Here is a 19674-nt window from a genome sequence, read left to right as displayed (position 1 = left end):
AACAAGATAAGGAGAAAATTGGATGAGTTATAAGATTTTGGCCATTAACCCCGGCTCAACTTCTACGAAAATCGGATATTACGAAGACGAAAAAGAGATGTTTTCGGAGAATGTAATGCATTCGGATGAAGAACTGAAACAGTACTCACGTGTCGTGGATGAGTTTGACATGAGAAAAGACAATATCTTAAATGCCATGAAAAAACATGGGGCAGATGTCAAAGATCTTTCCGCAGTCGTCGGAAGAGGCGGACAGCTGACACAGATTCATGCCGGCGGATATCGAGTGACAGAGGACATGAAGAAAAAGCTTACTGATCCGGCAACCGTTGAACATGCTTCCAATCTGGGTGCACTGATTGCGGATGCAATCGCTTCACCGCTTGGGATTCCGGCTTATATCTACGATGCAGTCGGATCTGACGAGATGAAGGATATCGCAAAAATCACAGGTATGCCGGAAGTGGTAAGAGCCAGCTTCTGCCATGTCCTGAATTCCAAGGCTATGTGCAGGAAAGCGGCGAAAGAATTCGGAAAGACTTACCAGGAGATGAACTTTTTAGTGGCTCATCTTGGAGGCGGAATCTCAATTAGTGCTCACGAAAAGGGCAGGATCATCGATGTAATCACGTCTGATGGCGGTCCGTTTTCTCCCGAGCGTGCGGGAAGTATTCCGCTTAACTATATCATCGATATGTGCTATAGTGGAGAATATACCAAACGCGAGATGCAAAAAAAAGAAACAGGTATGGGCGGAATTAAGGCCTATCTGGGGACATCTAACTGCATCGAAGTTGAACATATGGTAGAAGAGGGGAATAAAGAGGCCGAGAAGATCTACAAGGCCCAGGCTTACCAGATTGCAAAGGGAATCGGTGAACTTTCTCCAACACTGAAAGGGAATACTGATGCCATCATATTGACCGGCGGGGTGGCTCATTCCAAGATGCTTACAGACTGGATTACAGAGTATGTGAGCTTTATAGCACCGGTAAAAGTTATGGCCGGTGAAAACGAGCTTGAGTCTTTGTCGATGGGTGCTCTTCGTATTCTAAAGGGTGAGGAAATGGCAGAAGATTACAGGCTCAGGTAGATATCTTAGAGAAAGGAGCTTTTATGGCAGACAAATTTTATGCAAAAGGTAAAGGTAATAATGGATATATCAAAAACCTCGAGGTTTGCTCTTTTAACAACCTTGACGGCAACTGTGGTATGTTCCAGATGGCTCTTTACAAGACAAAAGCCGGCAAATACTATCTGTACGGCTGCTGTTTCGGCGGCACACAAAACGGCGTGATGATCAGTGATGTGACAGATCCATACGATCCGAAGTTTATCAGACATTTTGAATTGCTGGATTCAAAGGAATATCCCACGACAACATGCCCAAAACTGCAGATTGCAGATGATCTGATGATCGTAGCTATGAGCTGCGGCAGCGGTCCAGGGGCACTTGTTGACCAGAGCGGACAAGGAGACATCAAGTGTGAAGCCGGAATCCGTATCTATAGTTTAAAGGAGGATCCCGAAAATCCGAAGTTTTTAGGATACTGGGACTGTGGACTGAAACACGTTCTGGGCGTTCACCGCTTTATGTATAACGGCGGTCGTTATGTCCATCTCTCCAGTGACTGTAGAGGCTTCGAGGGAATGATTTACCGTATTGTCGACATCATTGATCCCACACATCCGGTAGAGGTCGGCCGTTGGTGGAGACCAGATCAGTATGCAGATGGATATCCTGACAGAACTTTTGATCCCGGTGCACCGCATGTATCCTCTTTTATGGACAAAGGATGGCTTCATGGACCGCCGTTTGTCCGTGACGGAATCTGCTACATGGGATACGGCGGAGCCGGGCTTGTAGTTCTCGATGTCAACGATGTGACAAGGCCGAAATGCCTTGGTGAATTATCTCTTCGTCCGGCATTTTCCAGTGAACTTGCCGGAGCAAGAACGCATACGGCACTGCCGCTTCCGGGACGTGATCTGGTTGTATGCCAGAATGAAGGTGAGAGATTCCAGTTTTTCACACCGGAAAAGATCACGAAGGCACAGGCATTAAACAATCTGCACATGATTGATGTCAGCGACCCGAAGAATCCGACTCTGATTGCAGAATTCCCGTATCCGGAAGTTCCCAAAGACTTCCCATACAAGAACTTCAATACAGCCGGACTCAAAGGAAAAGCCGGCCCGTTCGGACCTCACAACGTTCATGAGCCAATGTCCAATAAGCCATGGTTAGAGCAAAGAGGGGACCGTGTTTACTGTTGTTATTTTTCAGCCGGACTTCGTGTATATGATGTATCCGATCCTTATTATATTAAGGAGTTGGCTTACTTCATTCCACCAAATCCGAATAAGAAACCGGAAGAATCCTATTTCCCTGATTTCCCGGGTCCGCGTCTTGCATGCACGGAAGATTGTATTGTCGATGACAGGGGCTATATCATCATCGACGCTTTGGATGACGGTTTTTACATACTGAAAATGAAAGAAGACAAGTAATGAATCATATGTCTGCAAACACACAGACATCACCCTGCATGGATGCCATAGCGGCCAATTTTTGGCTGCAAAAATGGCATTATTAGAAAAAACTGAAAAGGATGAAAAACGATATGAAAATTTTAGGAATTTCCTTTGGAACAAAAAATGGCACCAATGATTCACTCTGTATCGAAGCACTGATGGGAGCAAAAGAGACCGGAGCCGAAGTTGAGTTCATCAGAATGTCTGAACTTGATATCAAACACTGCACCGGATGCTGCGCCTGTTCAAGAGCTCTTGTAACCGGAAAAGGAAATATGTGCGTCTTAAAGGATGATTTTGACTGGGTTCGTGATAAGATTCTGGATGCTGATGGCGTTCTCATCTCGGACCCGATCTTCGAAGAGGGTGCGTCTGGACTCTTCCATACATTCATGGATCGTTTTGGACCCAGAATGGATCGCGGAAACAATATCATCGGAACAAAACTTGCCGAAGAAAATGGCGGAAAGATCCCGGATCCGAGAATTCTTGAGGATAAAGTGATCTCTTACCTCGGTGTCGGTGGATCGGATTGGGGAACCAGAGTACAGTGTGAGCATGCCATGCACGCGTTGGTCGACATGTATAAAGTAATTGACAACAAATGGTATCCCTGGGCGAAAGAGATCCTGATGGACGATGAGAGACTGGCTGAAGTTCATCAGATCGGTGTCAATCTTGCAAATGCCGCGAAAGATATTGAACATGCTGAGTATAAAGGAGAGGAAGGCGTCTGCCCTCATTGCCACAACAAACTGTTCTATCTTGAGCCGGGATCTACAAAAGCGATCTGTGCCCAGTGCGGTATGGTCGGCGAAATAAAAGTGGAAGATGGAAAATACACATTTGAATTCCCAAAAGAACAGCTCGAGCATGCTCATGATACACTTCCCGGAAAATTCATCCATGGAACGGATATCCAGAAGATGGAAGGAAACTTTATGAAAGTGCGTCAGACAGAGGAATTCAAGGCTCGTAAGAAACAGTATACGGATTTTATCAGCCCGATATATCCTGACGAAAAGTAATATATGAATAGTAAAGCAAGAAACATATTCGTTCTGGCTCTTGGTATCGCACTGTTTCCGCCCCTCTGGGCGGTTGCAGCACCATATCTTAGCGTAAAGTGCGGAGCGGTTGCACTGATCTGTGCAGGTGTTTACGTCGCGGGCCGAGGAACAGTAAAAGATGGATGGAAGACCATGATCGGATTCTGGTGCGGAGATCTCTGGGCTCTTCTGGCACTTAAGACGATGAGCAGCCTGCCATGGAATGAGAATCTCAGTCTTTATGTAACCCTTGCTGTGTTAGGCTTTTTTGCAGTTGTCATAGCATCGATTCTTGAGCGTTTCATCTATCTTCCGGCCTGGTTATCCGGTTGGGCGATCGGGCTGACGTTGATGACGCCGGAAATTATAAAAGCAGAAAAGACACTTCCTCTTCAGATTGCGGCAGCGATGGCTGTCGGTGTCTGGTATGTAGGGGTGGGTGTAAATATGTTTGTAAAGATATTAACTCAAAAGAAAAAAGTGGAGGAGTAAAGAAATGCCAGTTGAATTTAATCCTATGCGTAGTTTTATCTACGTGGATGTAGTTGATGAAGAATATAGACACTTATTACAGCATTGGCTGTATTTTCATCATATCCCGGAAAGTATCTCACAGTTTGAGCCATATTGTACAAAATATGATTTCTACAACGCGCTTCCGACACCTGAAGGTGGAGAGAGATTTGGAACAGCCCGTATGCAGCTGACAGAGCACCACTGGCTTGTCAACATTATGGACCCTGCATTGAAGGTAAAGACATTCCAGGAATATATGCCAATTGAGGCTTTGAAATGGCAGGGAACGGTTCCGATGACTGCGGGAGATGCAAATCTCTCCGGGGATGATGCCAGAGCCACAGGCGGAGACAATGGATGTCCTCCATTTGTCTTTGCATTCTGCCCGATGTGGTGGGAAGAAGACATTAAAGGAACCGGACGTACACTGGAAGATGGCGTCAATTATCGATGGAACTTTGCTGTTCGCTATCCCAACGGAGTTTCTCAGGAAGAGGGAGACAAGTGGCTGTTTGAAGAAGTGTTCCCTCATTTTCAAAATAATAACTGCTGTACCAGAATCCTGACAAGCAAGGTGATGCAGGATGTCAATGATTGTCCGATGAGCAGAGTTGTTGAGATGTGGTTTACAGGCCCGACAGCATGGAAACATCTGGCTGTTGAGACTGCTGATAAGATTGCAAAACCGTCATGGGCAAAAGACGGGGATGTTTTCCCATATCTGAACCCTGGATTTGAGATCCGCGGTATCTTTGTCACAGACTATCCTACCTGCGATGCACTGCATCAGTACAGAGGATATATCCCGAGAAGATAAGGAGTTTTTATACATGAAACAAAAGAATCGTTGGTTTCATGCAGCAATTGGAGTGTTTGTCCTGTTGTTTGCAGGACTGATCTATGCCTGGAGTGTACTCTCCAGGCCAATTGCTGCTTACTTTACAGACTGGACCAGTGCGGGTCTGTCTTTGACATTTACCATCTGTATGATGTTTTTTTGTCTGGGCGGTTTCGTATCGGGTATCTTGTCAGAAAAAATAAATATTAAGATAAATCTGGTTATTTCCGCCTTTTTATTCCTGGGCGGATTTTATATCGCCTCGAGGATGAATTCGCTTTCGGCACTCTATCTCGGATATGGAGTTTTGGCCGGTACAGCATCGGGATTTGCCTATAATACAGTCATGGGAAGTGTCACAAAATTCTTTCCGGATAAGCCGGGTCTGATCTCTGGAATATTACTGATGGGATTTGGAATTGGAAGTTTTCTGATTGGAAAAGTCTATCAGGCTTATACAGGAATTGGAGATGCTTTTCGAGCTTCCCTTCTTACAATGGGAGTGATTCTTTTTATTGTTGTTTTGATTGGAGCTGTATTTATCCGAAAACCGACGGAGGAAGAGACAAATGTCCTGACATTTCTGGACACAGACAAGAAACAAGAGGACAGTAAAGCATCTTATGGGGATATGAAGTTTGGACAGATGGTGAAGAGATCATCTTTCTGGTTATACTTTATCTGGTCAGTTTTGCTCTCCGCAGCAGGTCTGGCAGTGATTGCTCAGGCCAGTGGAATGGTGACGGAAGTATCGCCGTCTCAGACGGCCGGTGTCATCTCCACTGCTGTTGGACTGATCTCTGTCTTTAACGGTGTGGGTCGTGTCATCTTCGGTGGAATGTATGATAAGATCGGCCGTGCCAAGACGATGGTGGTGAATGAGATCCTTTATTTTATGGCTGTTATTCTCATGATTTGTTCGATTGTCACAGGAAGTTTTGTCGTTCTTGTCATCGGATTTATTATAACAGGCCTGGCATACGGAGGGGTACCCACCACTAATTCTGCATTCGTGGGTGACTTTTATGGAAAAAAGAATTATAGTGTGAATTTTCCAATCATGAATATGAATCTGTTTGCTGCTTCCTTTGGCAGCACAATTGCTGGTCTTCTCTATGACAAAAGTGGATCTTACCTGAGCACTCTGGTTGTTCTGCTGTGTGCACTCGTACTTGGAACAGTCCTTGCAACAAAAATCAAAAAACCTTGATACTATGAAAAATGGTACATTCCTTAGAAGTGATATCTGAAGGAATGTACCATTTTTTATGCAGCAGGAGATTTATCATTTTAGTCCTTACGGATTCATTATTTGGATTTGTCAGATTTCTCTGTTTTTTTTGCTTCTTTCATCTTCATAGCCCGGACTTTCAGCGGAAGACCAAACAAAGTGATGAATCCTTCTGCATCATGGTGATCATACAGATCTCCGGTTGTAAAGGATGCGAGTGATTCATCGTACAGGCTATATGGAGAAGTAGTTCCCGCCTTAATGATATTTCCTTTATACAGTTTGAATTTTACTTCGCCCGTTACATATTCCTGTGTCACATCTACGAATGCCTGAATTGCCTCTCTAAGAGGGGTGAACCATTTTCCCTCATATACAATCTGTGCAAACTGGCTTCCTAGCTTTTTCTTCGTTTCCATCGTCTCACGGTCAAGAATTAATTCCTCCAGCTGTTCCTGTGCAGCCATCAGGATTGTACCGCCGGGAGTCTCATAGACACCGCGTGATTTCATCCCCACGACACGATTTTCCACGATATCTGCGATCCCAATTCCATGTTTTCCGCCGAGCTTATTAAGTTCCGTGATAATTTCGGAAACTTTCATTGATTTTCCATTTAATGTCTTCGGAATTCCTTTTTCAAATGTCATAGAGACATACTCACCCTCATCCGGCGCCTTCTCGGGTGTCACACCGAGCATGAGCATATGATCATAGTTCGGTTCGCTGGATGGGTCTTCAAGTTCGAGACCTTCATGGCTGATATGCCACAGATTGCGGTCGCGGCTATAGCTGGAATCTGCTGAAAACGGAAGATGAATTCCATGCTGATGGCAGTATTCAATCTCATCTTCACGTGACTGCATAGTCCATATCTCAGTCATTCGCCAGGGAGCGATGATTTTAAGATCAGGGGCAAGTGCCTTGATTCCAAGTTCAAACCGAATTTGATCATTTCCCTTTCCGGTAGCCCCGTGGCAGATTGCACTGGCATTTTCTTTCCTGGCGATTTCAACAAGTTTCTTAGCGATCACAGGACGCGCCATAGAGGTTCCAAGGAGATATTGATGTTCATATACAGCACCGGCTTTTACACAAGGCATGATGTAATCGTCGCAGAACTCGTCGATGATATCTTCTATATATAATTTCGATGCCCCGGAAAGCTTCGCTCTCTCGTCGAGGCCGTCCAACTCATTTCCCTGTCCACAGTTAATACAGCAGCAAATAACTTCATAATCAAAATTTTCTTTCAGCCACGGAATGATTGCTGTGGTATCGAGTCCGCCTGAATAAGCTAAAATTACTTTTTCTTTCATATCTAGTATCCTCCGGGATTTTTTAATATACATTAATATACAACATAATCTAATGTTATGCAAGCAAAAATTAAAATTATACAAAAGTATTGCATAATATACAATTATACGGTATGATAGTTTTCAAGATTATGAGAGCACGATGGTGCACGACAGAAAGGAAGCGGTAAGTAAAGTGATAAAAGCCGGAATTATAGGATCCACAGGTTATGCGGGTGAAGAGCTCGTAAGGCTGCTGCTTGGACATAAGGATGTACAGATCGCATGGTATGGCAGTCAGAGTTATGCAGGAAAGAAATATCAGGAAGTTTATCGCAACATGTTTCAGATTGTAGATGCCAGATGTATCGATGAAGATCTAAAGCGCCTCTCGGACGAGGCGGATGTCATATTTACAGCGACACCGCAGGGGTTTCTGGCATCCAGACTTAGTGAGGAGATCTTAAGCAGGACGAAGGTCATTGATCTCAGTGCAGATTTCAGAATCAAAGAAGTATCTGTCTATGAAAAATGGTACCAGGTACAACATAACTGTCCGCAGTTTCTCGATGAGGCGGTTTACGGTCTCGGTGAAATCAACCAAGAGAAGATCAAAAGTGCGAGGCTGATCGCGAACCCGGGATGTTATCCAACCTGTTCGGAACTTGCCATCTACCCACTTCTAAAGGAGTGCATGATAGATAAAGATTCGATTGTCATCGATGCAAAATCCGGAACATCGGGCGCCGGGCGCGGTGCAAAGCTTGATAATCTCTACTGCGAGGTAAACGAAAATATCAAGGCCTATAACGTAGCGACTCACAGACATACACCAGAGATAGAAGAGCAGCTCTCCCTTGCGGCAGGCTGCCCGGTTTCTGTCACCTTTACCCCTCATCTGGTTCCCATGAACCGCGGAATTTTGGTGACAGCCTACGCATCGCTTGCAAAAGATGTCACAGAGGATGAGGTGAGAGATGCCTATGAACGATTCTATCAAAAGGAACCTTTTATACGACTGTTGGATCGGGGAATCTGTCCCGAGACAAGGTGGGTGAGGGGCAGCAACTATGTGGATCTGAATTTTCAAATCGATGAGAGAACGGGAAGAATTGTCATGATGGGAGCACTTGATAATCTCGTAAAGGGTGCGGCAGGTCAGGCAGTACAGAATATGAATATCTTATTTGGTCTCCCCGAAGAGGAAGGGTTAACCATGGCACCAATGTTTCCTTGAACTGCCGAGTATAGGCTCGAGATAATGATCAGAAACAGAAAGGATGAATATATGGAATTTTTTGACGGAGGAGTAACCGCACCGAAGGGATTTAAAGCCTGCGGAGGAGCAGCGGGGATCAGAAAAAACGGCAGAAAGGATCTGGCTTTGATATTCAGTGAAATTCCCGCCCAAGTAGCGGGAACGTTTACCACAAACGTTGTCAAGGCGGCCCCGGTCATATGGGACAGAGACATTGTAAATGAAGGCACCCTGGCACAGCTGATTGTCTGCAACAGCGGAATTGCCAATGCCTGTACCGGAGAAGAGGGATCCACGATCTGCGAAGAGACGGCGAGGGAAGCAGCGAAAGCTTTTGGCATCCCCAAAGAGGCCGTACTTGTAACCTCGACCGGGGTAATTGGGAAGCAAGTTCCTATCGATAAAATCAGGAAGGGCGTGGGAATGCTTGTACTAAAGCTTGACAGCAAAAGAGAAGCAGCAAAAGATGCAGCAGCAGCTGTTCTGACTACGGATACGAAGTCAAAGGAAGCGGCGGTTTCCTTCGAAGTGGATGGAAAGACAGTGACACTGGCAGGCATGTGTAAAGGCTCCGGCATGATACATCCGAATATGTGTACGATGTTGTCTTTTCTCACAACGGATCTTGCCATCTCGAAAGAATTGCTTCAGTCGGCACTTTCCGAGGTAGTGAAAGATACGTATAACATGATATCGGTGGACGGAGACACCTCGACGAATGACACCGTTTTGCTTCTCGCAAATGGGGCGGCTTTCAATGACAAGATTACAGAGAAGAATGAAGCGTATGATCTGTTCTTACAGGCACTCTTAGAGTTGAATACGATCCTGGCAAAGAAGATCGCCGGTGACGGGGAGGGTGCAACAGCACTTTTTGAGGTGAAAGTTTTTGGGGCTGCATCGAAAGAGGATGCCGTAAAGTTATCAAAATCGGTTGTCTCCTCGAATCTCACAAAAGCAGCGATCTGTGGGCATGACGCGAACTGGGGGCGCATATTATGTGCACTTGGCTATTCCGGGGTGAACTTCAATCCCGCTGTGATCGACTTGTTTTTTGAGAGTGCAGCCGGAAGGATCACGATTATGAGGGATGGTGTGGCTGTTGAAGTGGATGAAGAGAAAGCCACAGAGATTCTTTCCGAACCAGAGGTTACGGTTCTGTGCGATATGAAGATGGGTGAATCTTCAGCCACAGCCTGGGGATGCGACCTCACCTGTGACTATGTCAAAATTAATTCGGATTATCGAAGCTGAAGGGAGTAATATGGTCAATCAGAAATATCTGGACAAAGCGGAAGTGCTGATTGAGGCGCTTCCCTATATTCAAAGATTTAACCGTAAAATCATCGTTGTAAAATATGGCGGAAGTGCCATGACGGATGAGAAACTGACGAGAAGCGTGATACAAGATGTCGTCTTGCTGAAACTGGTCGGTTTCAAACCAATCATCGTACACGGAGGCGGTAAAGAGATCAGTCGGTGGTCAGAGAAACTGGGTATAAAGCCACAGTTTATAGACGGAATCCGGGTGACAGACGAGTCTACGATGGAAGTCGCCGAGATGATACTTAACAAGGTAAACAAAAAACTGGTGGCCCAGATTGAGTCGCTGGGAGTCAAAGCAGTCGGAATCAGCGGGAAAGACGGACAGCTGTTAAAAACGCAGCGTAAATATTCGAATGGAAAAGATATCGGATATGTGGGAGAAGTGAAAAGTGTCTGCCCGAAGATCCTACAAAATCTGCTGGAGGATGATTTTCTTCCTGTGGTATGTCCGATCGGAATGGACGACGAGTATCACTCTTATAATGTCAATGCGGATGATGCGGCCTGTGCGTTGGCCAAAGCAATGTCTGCGGAGAAACTCGCTTTCCTGACAGATATGGAGGGGGTGTACAAAGATCCCAAAAACCCAAAAAGTCTGATCAGCGAGCTACATGTAAGGGAGATAGATAACTTAATCAGCAATGGAAATGTGGGCGGCGGAATGATTCCCAAGTTACTCGACTGTCAGGATGCGATCAGGCATCATGTATCCAGAGTTCACATACTAGATGGAAGAATTCCGCACTGTCTCCTGCTTGAGATCTTTACCAATAAAGGAATTGGGACTGCCATATTAGGTGACGAGGAGAAGCGATTTTATGAAGACAAGTGAATATATGGACAAGACAGAAACCAATGTGCTTCACACATACAACCGGGTGCCGATTGTCCTTGAAAGAGGCAAGGGGGTGCACCTGTATGATACAGATGGAAAAGAGTATCTGGACTTCGCTGCGGGGATCGCTGTCTCTGTCCTCGGGTATAAAAATCAGGTTTTTATAGATGCTCTGAAAGATCAGATGGACAAATTGATTCACACCTCAAACCTCTATTTCAATACTGCCATGGGCGAAGCGGCAGAGAAACTTGTAAGTATCTCCGGGATGGATTGTGCATTTTTTACCAATAGCGGAACGGAGGCAATAGAAGGCGCTATAAAGGCCGCAAAAAAGTATGCATATCTAAGAGATAAGAATACCGACCATGAAATCATTGCCATGAATCATTCTTTTCATGGAAGAAGTATGGGGTCTCTGTCTGTGACTGGAAACGATTATTATCGTGAACCTTTCAAGCCTTTGATTGCTGGGGTTCACTTTGCTGATTTCAATGATCTTGACAGCGTAAGGTCAGCCATGACAGATAAAACATGTGCGGTTATTCTTGAAACTGTTCAAGGAGAGGGAGGGATCTATCCGGCAAGCGAAGATTTTTTGGTCGGAGTCAGAAAACTATGTGATGAGCATGATATCCTTCTGATTCTGGATGAAATTCAGTGCGGAATGGGTAGAACTGGATATATGTTTGCATGGCAGGGATATGGGGTGAAACCGGATATCATGACTCTTGCAAAAGGGCTGGGCGGCGGATTCCCAGTGGGTGCATTTCTCCTGAATCAAAAGACGGCAAAAAGTTCACTAGTGCCGGGAGATCACGGTACAACTTATGGAGGCAGCCCGCTTGCATGCCGTGCCGTGAGCAGTGTAGTCGATATCCTAAACAATGAAAACCTCGTAAATCATGTACGGGAGCTTACCCCGTATCTGGAGGAACGATTAGATGAACTCGTCGATGAGTTTGATTTTGTGGATAAGAGAAGAGGAAAAGGATTCATGCAGGGGCTGGTTCTGGACGGGATATATGTAGAGCAAGTGATCGAAGCGGCAGCCAAAAATCGGCTTCTTGTGATCAGTGCGGCGGGTAATGTACTTCGTCTGGTTCCGCCGCTTGTCATCACAAAAGAGGATATCGATGATATGGCCAAAAAGCTTAAGGTTTCCCTGACGGATGTGATGAAAGCCCAAGACAAGGACAGCTTTACTTAAGAATAAAATCCCATCATATGGAGACGCTATTAATGTCAAAAGATTGTGCGTGAAAGGAGTCTTATAGTATGATGGGAATTTTGACTGCCCTGATCTCGGGGGCACTTATGAGTATTCAAGGTGTATTCAATACAGATGTTATGAAACAGACAAGCTTGTGGGTTTCAACCGGATGGGTGCAGATTTCAGCATTTCTGGTCTGTGCCCTGGCGTGGCTGTTTACCGGACGTGATAATGTCGGCGCACTTATCCAGGTGGATCATAAATATGCACTGCTAGGCGGAGTAATCGGTGCATTTATTACAATCACAGTCATGAAGAGCATGGACAAGCTTGGCCCCTCAAAGGCCGTGATGCTGATCGTGATATCGCAGCTGATCGTTGCTTATCTGATTGAACTTCTGGGAATATTTGGGGTGGAAAAACAGCCCTTTGAGTGGAGAAAAGTTATTGGCATGGTCGTTGCCATCGCTGGTGTGGTCATCTTTAAATGGGAATAAGTTCTTTTTTTATCAGACATCTTGTATTTCTCGCAAAAGTTCGTTACAATATGAGTAGTTGTGCAGGCAAGGGATCCACCGCAAAATAATGCGTGAGGAGCGTGCATATCTATGAAAAACATGAAAGAGTTATTCCTTTCGGCAGTTTTGCCGATATCTGTCATCACAATATGTACCTGTTTGTTTGCCGCGTGTACGCAGACGGGAGAGGAATATAAAGTAAAGGATGATGCTTTAGCTACAGTATCTTCTGCCTTGGATGCAAATATAACCGACAGCACGGATTCCCAAAATACGGCTTCCGCTTCTGACGGACAGGTAAAGTCTGATTCAAAGCAGTCTGAGACTATATATGTCTATATCTGCGGTGCTGTGGAGAATCCAGGAGTCTATGAGCTTTCCACAGGCAGCCGGGTATATCAGCTGATTGAAGCTGCAGGCGGTCTTCTGTCTGATGCAGACACGAGGGTACTGAATCAGGCAGAGACTTTAACCGACGGAATGCAGGTCACGGTGTATACGCAGGAAGAGACGAAAGACATGCCGGCGGCTGCGGTTTCTTCTGTTTCAGACCCGGATACTGCAGGTGGTCCAGGGACAAAAGACACAAAAGTAAATCTGAATACGGCCGGTATGGATGCACTCATGACGCTATCTGGAATCGGAGAGGCCAGAGCGAAATCGATCATCGATTATCGGGAGAAACATGGCGGGTTTGACAGAATTGAAGATATTATGCAGATAGAAGGAATTAAAGAAAAGCTCTTTGAAAAAATAAAAGACCAGATTGACGTATAAAGGGAATAGAACAGGGAGAGCGAAATGGCGAAGAGAGTACTGGTTGTTGATGATGAAAAACTTATTGTGAAGGGGATTCGGTTCAGCCTTGAGCAGGAAGGCATGGAAGTATCTGCTGCCTATGATGGGGAAGAGGCCCTGACTATGGCTCGTGAAAATGAATACGATATCATATTACTTGATATTATGCTGCCTAAATTAAACGGACTTGAGGTTTGTCAGCAGATTCGTGAATTTTCCAATGTGCCGATTGTTATGCTCACGGCAAAAGGAGAGGACATGGATAAGATTCTGGGACTTGAATATGGTGCAGATGATTATATTACAAAACCTTTTAATATCTTGGAGGTAAAGGCTAGAATTAAGGCAATCATGCGAAGGACCAACGGAAAGCAGGCGAAGGAAGAACAGAGTAATATTATAAAGGCCAGAGACCTCAGATTGGACTGTGACAGCCGTCGTGTATTCATCGGTGAGAAAGAGGTGAATCTGACGGCGAAGGAATTTGATGTGCTTCAGCTTCTGATCAACAACCCTAATAAAGTTTACAGTCGTGAAAATCTTTTGAATATCGTATGGGGTTACGAATATCCGGGTGATGTCAGGACTGTGGACGTACATATCCGTCGTCTTCGTGAAAAAATAGAGCCTAATCCGAGCGATCCGAAATATGTGCAGACGAAATGGGGCGTGGGTTATTATTTCCAGGGATAAGTTAAAGAAAAAATTTAAGTTTTTAAGGAGCCTCAGATTTCGTATTACGATTATTCTGGTTATTATCGGGATTATCCCCGCCGTCATCATAGAAAATGGTATTGTGAAAAGTTATGAGGACCGGGCAGTGACTACCAGAATTGCCACAATCAAGAATCAGACCGATATCATATGTAATCAGCTTGTGAAACTGGGGTATATGGAGAATCCCTCCAACACTGTGATCAATGGCGAACTCAGTCTCCTCACGAATATATACGGCGGCAGGATTCTTGTTATCAACAACGATTTTAAAGTGATCAAGGACACCTACGATCTTGAATGGGGCAAAATGATGGTGTCATCTGAGGTTATAAGATGTTTTAACGGTGAAGATGCAAGTCAGTATGACAGTAAGAATAATTATATTGAGATGACAGTCGGCATTCAGAACCCGGAGACAAAAGAACTTCAGGGAGTGATGTTGATCAGCTTTTCAACGATGGAGATACGTTCTGGCATGGATAATCTGGAACAGAAAGGCTTATTTCTGCTCGTGATTATCATGCTTGTTGTTCTAATTTTGGGGTATGTCCTGTCAGGATATCTGATGCAGCCGTTCCAAAAGATCACACATGCAATTGAAGATGTCACAGATGGATATCTGGAGGAGAGTATCTCTGTACCGAATTATCTTGAGACGGAACTGATCACGAATGCATTTAACAAGATGCTTCAGAGGATGCGCTCTGTCGATGAATCTCGTCAGGAATTCGTGTCGAATGTCTCTCATGAACTCAAGACGCCGCTTGCGTCCATGAAGGTGCTTGCGGATTCCCTGAATTCTCAGGAAGATGTACCGATTGAGATCTATCAGGAATTTATGCAGGACATTACAGAAGAAATCGACAGAGAAAATCAAATCATTACAGATCTGCTCTCGCTCGTCAGGCTTGATAAAAAGGCCTCCGGATTGAATATTGAGGTAATCAATATCAATGAGCTTTTGGAACTGGTGGTAAAACGATTAAAACCAATCGCGGCGAAGGCAGATGTCGAACTAATTGTAGACAGCTTCCGTCCGGTAAATGCGGAGATTGATAAGACGAAACTTACGCTTGCATTCTCTAATCTTGTGGAAAATGCAATCAAATACAATAATCCCGGAGGATGGGTCAGAGTATCGTTAAATGCCGACCACAAGTACTTCTATGTTACGGTTGCAGATTCGGGAATTGGAATTCCAAATGATTCACTGGATCAGATCTTCGAACGTTTTTACAGAGTTGATAAGTCACATTCCCGTGAAATTGGCGGAACAGGTCTTGGACTTGCCATAACCAGGAGAGTCATCGTAATGCATCGGGGTGCGATTAAAGTCTACAGCAAAGAGAATGAAGGCACCACTTTCTCAGTGAGAATACCGATCAACTACGTAGCATAGGAGGCTTTTTATGAATCGAATCAAAATCATCCTGCTGCTGTCAGTGATCTTTTGTCTCGCGGCGGGGTGTCAGAATAAGAAAGTAAATGACGATAAAGATCAACATTACCATAGATATTATATAAATAAAGAAGAAGATCAGGTAGTAGAAAAATCCTATAGTCCGAAGTCTTCGAAGACGATGGATATGGTAAAGGAGTTTCAGGATCTCTTATCGGAGAAGAGTGATTCTGGAGAGTATCGAAAACTTTTGCCAAAAAAGGTAACAATTGAGAAAGAAACCTGGGATGAGGGGATTCTGACTCTCGATATGAGCAGTGCTTATCAAACACAGAGCAATACCAGGGAGATTCTCACAAGAGTCGGGCTTGTCCGCACATTTGTGCAGATCCCGGGAGTGGTGAAAGTCCAGATCACCGTGAATGGAAATCCGATAAAGGACATTCAGGGCAGAGACATAGGTCTTATGAATTCAGACAGTTTTTCGGAAAACTCAGGAAAGAACATCAACACTTATCAAAATGTGATGCTTACGCTGTATTTTTCAGATAAAACAGGGAAAAAACTTGTTCCGGAGGAGAGAAAAGTTTACTTTAACAGCAACGTCCCGCTGGAACGTGTTGTCGTGGAACAACTGGTAAAGGGTCCGAAAGATGAGAACCATCTATCTGTTCTGCCTTCAGATACGCGCGTGTTAAGTGTCGCAACATCGGAGGGAATTTGCTATGTCAACTTGGATAAAAGTTTTCAGGGAGATCCGCCGACTGCCACGGAGGAGGTTTCCATCTATTCGATTGTCAATTCCCTGCATAAAAACTGTAAAGTGCAGGAGGTTCAGTTTTCAATCAATGGAGAAAGTAAGGTGAAATTCCGGGATAAAGTACCACTTGATCAGCTGTTCAAGGAGGATCAAAGTTATATATCAGAAGAAGAGAAATAAAGGATTAAGCAGACCTCTTTTCTGGGCTGCTCTGAGTCTTGTTGTGTTTCTTGTTTTCTTAAAGGCCGCAGGTTTTTCCATATGGGAGCCTGCGGAACAAAAAGAGGTAACGAAAACGATAGATTTGGAGAAAAGTGTTCAGGTTACAGGCCAGATTTATCAGAGAGTAAGAAAAGAAAATTCAATTCAATATTATCTTAAAAATACCGAACTTTTACGTTTGGAAAATTCTAAAATTCAGGAAATCATTCCTATTCCATTAAATCACAAATTATTGATTACCATAGCAAAAGAGAAAGAAGATACGGTATATAAGGTTGGGAGTATCGTCCGTGTAAGCGGTACCTTAAAACATCCCGCCCCTCCAACAAATCCGGGTCAGTTTGACAGTTTTGCCTATTATCAGTCGCTGGGAATCGGATATACGATGTTTGCAGAAAAGACTGAAGTATTAAGAATACAGAATAAAATGCCTGAAAAGGCTCAGCAGTTGAAAGAGACCATGGAAGATGACTTGCTTTTGATGCTTCCCAAAAGACATGCCGGCGTGCTGATTGCCATGCTTCTGGGTGATTCTGGATATGAGGAAGCTGAGACAAAGATAAATTATCAGGCAGGCGGGGTACTCCATATTCTGTCAATTTCAGGGCTGCATCTGTCACTCCTTGGCATGGGGTGTTATCGTCTGTTTCGCAGATGTGCTCTGCCTACATGGATAGCTGCACTGGGCGCCGCATCTGTTATGATCTTTTACAGTTGGTTAACGGGCAATCATGTCGCAACACTGCGTGCGCTGGTGATGTTTATCGTCAATCTGGGTGCCAAAGTTTTTAAAAGAAGTTATGACCCGTTGCCATCTTTGAGCCTTTCTCTGATTTTACTTCTGATTGGAAATCCCCAATATTTATTCTACAGTGGATTTCAGCTGTCATATGCGGCGGTTTTGGGAGTCAGTGTGATTTATCCGGTATGGCACACATGGATCCCGAAGAGTGTCTGTGCAAAAAATTATCACAGAAAGAAATATATCAGACTTTTCTGCGATGCAATTCTCTCAGGCAGCATCATATCTCTTTCAACCCTACCTTTTGTCTGCCGCTATTTCTATGAAATCCCACTGCTTGGAATTATTCCCAATCTTTTGATTTTACCTACAATGAACTTTGTGATGATTCCCGGAATACTGGGGATGGCGGCAGGCCATTTCAGTCTTTTTGCGGGCAGAATTATATTGCTCCCGGCCTGGGGGATACTAGAACTTTATGAAATTGTGATGAAAGCAATTCGATCGATACCTGGTTCGGTATGGATCTGTGGTCAGCCGCAGCTATGGCAGATGATCGTCTATTACGCAGCCTTTTTTGGGGTTACATGTATGCTTTACGTAAAAAAGGAAAAAACGAATTTTATAAAAATATGGAGTGCCAGTGCTGTGATTATTGCAGCTGCCCTGTTTACTTTGACGTTTAGGGATGACAAGTTGGATAAGATCACTGTACTTGATGTGGGACAAGGAGATGGGATAGTTATTCACGGCAAAGATTATTGCTATTTGATAGACGGGGGAAGTACCAGTGAACAGAAAGTGGGTGAATATCGCATTCTTCCTTTTTTAAAAAGTCAGGGAATAAGAGATATTGATGGCATTGTGCTCACTCATCCCGACGAAGACCACATGAATGGTATTTTGGAGCTGCTAAAAAAAGTAGAAAATCAGGAAACTGCTCTTAAGATTCATCATATTTTTCTGCCGCTTTGGATGAAAGGGGACAAGGAAAGCCTGCCTTTTATCCAGTTTAGCAGGAGGCAAAAGATTGCGGTCTCGTATCTTCAGAAAGGAGATCAGATATGTAATGGGGATCTTTGCATGGATGTACTTCATCCTGACACCGGGGATTACAAAGAAGAGCCAAATGCAGGATGTGTGACGTTGGGAGTTCACATTCGGGAGTTTGACGCACTGCTGACAGGAGATCTGGAGGGTAAAGGTGAGGAGAAAGTATCCGAGGATCTGAACAGGTTTGATTATCTGAAAGTTGGACACCATGGATCAAAGAACTCTTCTTCGGAACAGTTTCTCGACAAGGTACAGCCGGAGGTTGCGGTCATTTCCTGTGGAAGAAAAAATCGCTATGGGCATCCCCATAGCGAATTGATCGATCGGTTAAGTGAACGAAAGATTGATATCCATACGACACCTGAAAGTGGTGCGGTTACCGTCTCTCTCAGAAAGGACTGTTATTATGTACATACTTTTTATCCCATGTGTCGTACAACCCCTTGCCTTAGCTGTGGGGAGCGTCAAGAATGAATTGAGACATAGGAGGTTGAAAACTGTGCATATTTTCTGGGCGAAATTCCTACAGCCTTTGTAAAGGATTTCAGAAAATTACTGTAATCGCGAAATCCGCACATACTGCATGTCTCGGTAACAGAGTACCCATCTGACAGCAAGGCTTTTGCACGAGTGATTCTTTTTGCCGTAATATATTTGTTGATGGTTGTTCCCGTCGCATCTTTGAAGATGCGGCAGAGATATGAGGAACTGATATAAAACTGATCCGCAAGATTCTGTATTGTCAGGTTCTGGGCAAGGTTCTGGTTTACATATGAGAGGATTCCGTCAATCTGTTCATGATGTACACCTGTGATTTCATGTTCCAACAGATCATGATCACATCGTTTTAAAAATATTTTATTCAGGAATATCATCATTTCCAGAAAAGCAGCCTTGTCCATAAGATCCTGTCCATATCCCTCCGTTCCGGTCAGATTGTGGACAAAATAGAGAAATCTTTTCTGCTCCTCATCGGTAAGCGAAAGCTTATGTCCGAAGTTTGTGTTCCGGCACGTGAAACAGTAGTTCAGATCTGTGTTTTTCGTACAGAAGCTTTTTAGGTAATCCGGGTAAATGGATAAGATAATTCGTTCATGGCTGCCGTCATCGACTTGATACAGATGATGACTTTCATATTGGTTAATAAAAAATATATCACCTGGATTGAAATTGTAAAAACGGTTATCAATTAAAAACTGCTTTCCACCAGAGATTGAATAATAGATCTCGTAACAGTCATGAATATGGATATCCATGGGCTTTTCGTCGTTATAGAGCCATGCGGCGGCGAAAGTCTTACTGTCTATACAATATTTCATGGCTTCTCTGCAAGAATGATAAAGCTGCATACATTGACTCCTTCCTG

18 protein-coding genes are annotated in these 19674 nt (G+C 44.2%); 16 read left to right on the top strand and 2 right to left on the bottom strand.

What is annotated here, in order from left to right; all coding sequences use genetic code 11:
• The first annotated feature begins 22 nt into the window (after window positions 1-22).
• The 6 genes from buk to INP51_RS10030 all read left to right on the top strand — a co-directional run bounded on the left by buk (window position 23) and on the right by INP51_RS10030 (window position 6148).
• Window positions 23-1093 (top strand): butyrate kinase, encoded by a 1071-nt coding sequence (gene buk, locus INP51_RS10055; RefSeq protein WP_193734721.1) that lies wholly within the window; start codon window positions 23-25, stop codon window positions 1091-1093.
• A 23-nt stretch (window positions 1094-1116) separates the two neighbouring features.
• Window positions 1117-2511 (top strand): LVIVD repeat-containing protein, encoded by a 1395-nt coding sequence (locus INP51_RS10050; RefSeq protein ID WP_193734720.1) that lies wholly within the window; start codon window positions 1117-1119, stop codon window positions 2509-2511.
• A gap of 113 nt (window positions 2512-2624) precedes the next feature.
• Window positions 2625-3563, top strand: a complete 939-nt coding sequence (locus INP51_RS10045; protein WP_193734719.1) for a flavodoxin family protein — start codon at window positions 2625-2627, stop codon at window positions 3561-3563.
• Between the two features lie 3 nt (window positions 3564-3566).
• Window positions 3567-4076, top strand: coding sequence for a DUF1097 domain-containing protein (locus INP51_RS10040; protein WP_193734718.1), 510 nt, complete (start codon window positions 3567-3569; stop codon window positions 4074-4076).
• A 4-nt stretch (window positions 4077-4080) separates the two neighbouring features.
• Entirely contained in the window at window positions 4081-4917 is an 837-nt protein-coding gene (locus tag INP51_RS10035; RefSeq protein ID WP_193734717.1) for an acetyl-CoA hydrolase, read from the top strand.
• Between the two features lie 13 nt (window positions 4918-4930).
• The gene (locus tag INP51_RS10030) at window positions 4931-6148 is read left to right on the top strand and encodes an MFS transporter (RefSeq protein ID WP_193734716.1); all 1218 of its coding nucleotides are present in this window, start codon (window positions 4931-4933) and stop codon (window positions 6146-6148) included.
• Between the two features lie 98 nt (window positions 6149-6246).
• Here the strand turns inward: INP51_RS10030 and INP51_RS10025 are convergent, their stop codons facing one another.
• The gene (locus INP51_RS10025) at window positions 6247-7488 is read right to left on the bottom strand and encodes an argininosuccinate synthase (RefSeq protein WP_193734715.1); all 1242 of its coding nucleotides are present in this window, start codon (window positions 7486-7488) and stop codon (window positions 6247-6249) included.
• A 142-nt stretch (window positions 7489-7630) separates the two neighbouring features.
• On the opposite strand from INP51_RS10025, the gene argC reads away from it, so the two are divergent.
• The 10 genes from argC (at window position 7631) to INP51_RS09975 (ending at window position 18782) form a co-directional block, all read left to right on the top strand.
• Window positions 7631-8704, top strand: a complete 1074-nt coding sequence (gene argC, locus INP51_RS10020; RefSeq protein ID WP_331463443.1) for an N-acetyl-gamma-glutamyl-phosphate reductase — start codon at window positions 7631-7633, stop codon at window positions 8702-8704.
• Window positions 8705-8755: 51 nt separating this feature from the next.
• Complete coding sequence (gene argJ, locus INP51_RS10015) at window positions 8756-9979, top strand: bifunctional glutamate N-acetyltransferase/amino-acid acetyltransferase ArgJ (RefSeq protein ID WP_193734714.1); 1224 nt, start codon at window positions 8756-8758, stop codon at window positions 9977-9979.
• Entirely contained in the window at window positions 9948-10883 is a 936-nt protein-coding gene (gene argB / locus INP51_RS10010) for an acetylglutamate kinase (protein ID WP_331463442.1), read from the top strand. Before argJ ends, argB begins: the two co-directional genes overlap by 32 nt.
• Window positions 10870-12096 carry an aspartate aminotransferase family protein gene (locus INP51_RS10005; protein WP_193734713.1) on the top strand — a complete coding sequence of 409 codons (1227 nt, stop codon included), beginning with the start codon at window positions 10870-10872 and terminating at the stop codon, window positions 12094-12096. The genes argB and INP51_RS10005 overlap by 14 nt, the downstream gene beginning before the upstream one ends.
• 68 nt (window positions 12097-12164) lie before the next feature.
• On the top strand, window positions 12165-12596 hold the full coding sequence (locus INP51_RS10000) for a DMT family transporter (RefSeq protein WP_193734712.1): 432 nt from the start codon (window positions 12165-12167) through the stop codon (window positions 12594-12596).
• Between the two features lie 111 nt (window positions 12597-12707).
• Window positions 12708-13394, top strand: coding sequence for a helix-hairpin-helix domain-containing protein (locus INP51_RS09995; RefSeq protein ID WP_193734711.1), 687 nt, complete (start codon window positions 12708-12710; stop codon window positions 13392-13394).
• A 24-nt stretch (window positions 13395-13418) separates the two neighbouring features.
• Window positions 13419-14108, top strand: coding sequence for a response regulator transcription factor (locus INP51_RS09990; protein WP_193734710.1), 690 nt, complete (start codon window positions 13419-13421; stop codon window positions 14106-14108).
• Window positions 14065-15531, top strand: coding sequence for a sensor histidine kinase (locus INP51_RS09985; protein WP_193734709.1), 1467 nt, complete (start codon window positions 14065-14067; stop codon window positions 15529-15531). Before INP51_RS09990 ends, INP51_RS09985 begins: the two co-directional genes overlap by 44 nt.
• A 10-nt stretch (window positions 15532-15541) precedes the next feature.
• The gene (locus INP51_RS09980) at window positions 15542-16471 is read left to right on the top strand and encodes a GerMN domain-containing protein (protein ID WP_193734708.1); all 930 of its coding nucleotides are present in this window, start codon (window positions 15542-15544) and stop codon (window positions 16469-16471) included.
• Window positions 16419-18782, top strand: a complete 2364-nt coding sequence (locus tag INP51_RS09975) for a DNA internalization-related competence protein ComEC/Rec2 (RefSeq protein WP_329602298.1) — start codon at window positions 16419-16421, stop codon at window positions 18780-18782. The genes INP51_RS09980 and INP51_RS09975 overlap by 53 nt, the downstream gene beginning before the upstream one ends.
• Here the strand turns inward: INP51_RS09975 and INP51_RS09970 are convergent.
• Window positions 18773-19657, bottom strand: coding sequence for an AraC family transcriptional regulator (locus INP51_RS09970; RefSeq protein ID WP_193734706.1), 885 nt, complete (start codon window positions 19655-19657; stop codon window positions 18773-18775). The genes INP51_RS09975 and INP51_RS09970 overlap by 10 nt on opposite strands.
• Window positions 19658-19674: the final 17 nt, after the last annotated feature.

The sequence above is a fragment of the Blautia liquoris genome, from assembly GCF_015159595.1.
GTDB lineage: Bacteria > Bacillota > Clostridia > Lachnospirales > Lachnospiraceae > Novisyntrophococcus > Novisyntrophococcus liquoris.
The sequence above is the reverse complement of the archived record's forward strand: the minus strand, read 5'-3'. Positions and strand labels throughout refer to the sequence as shown.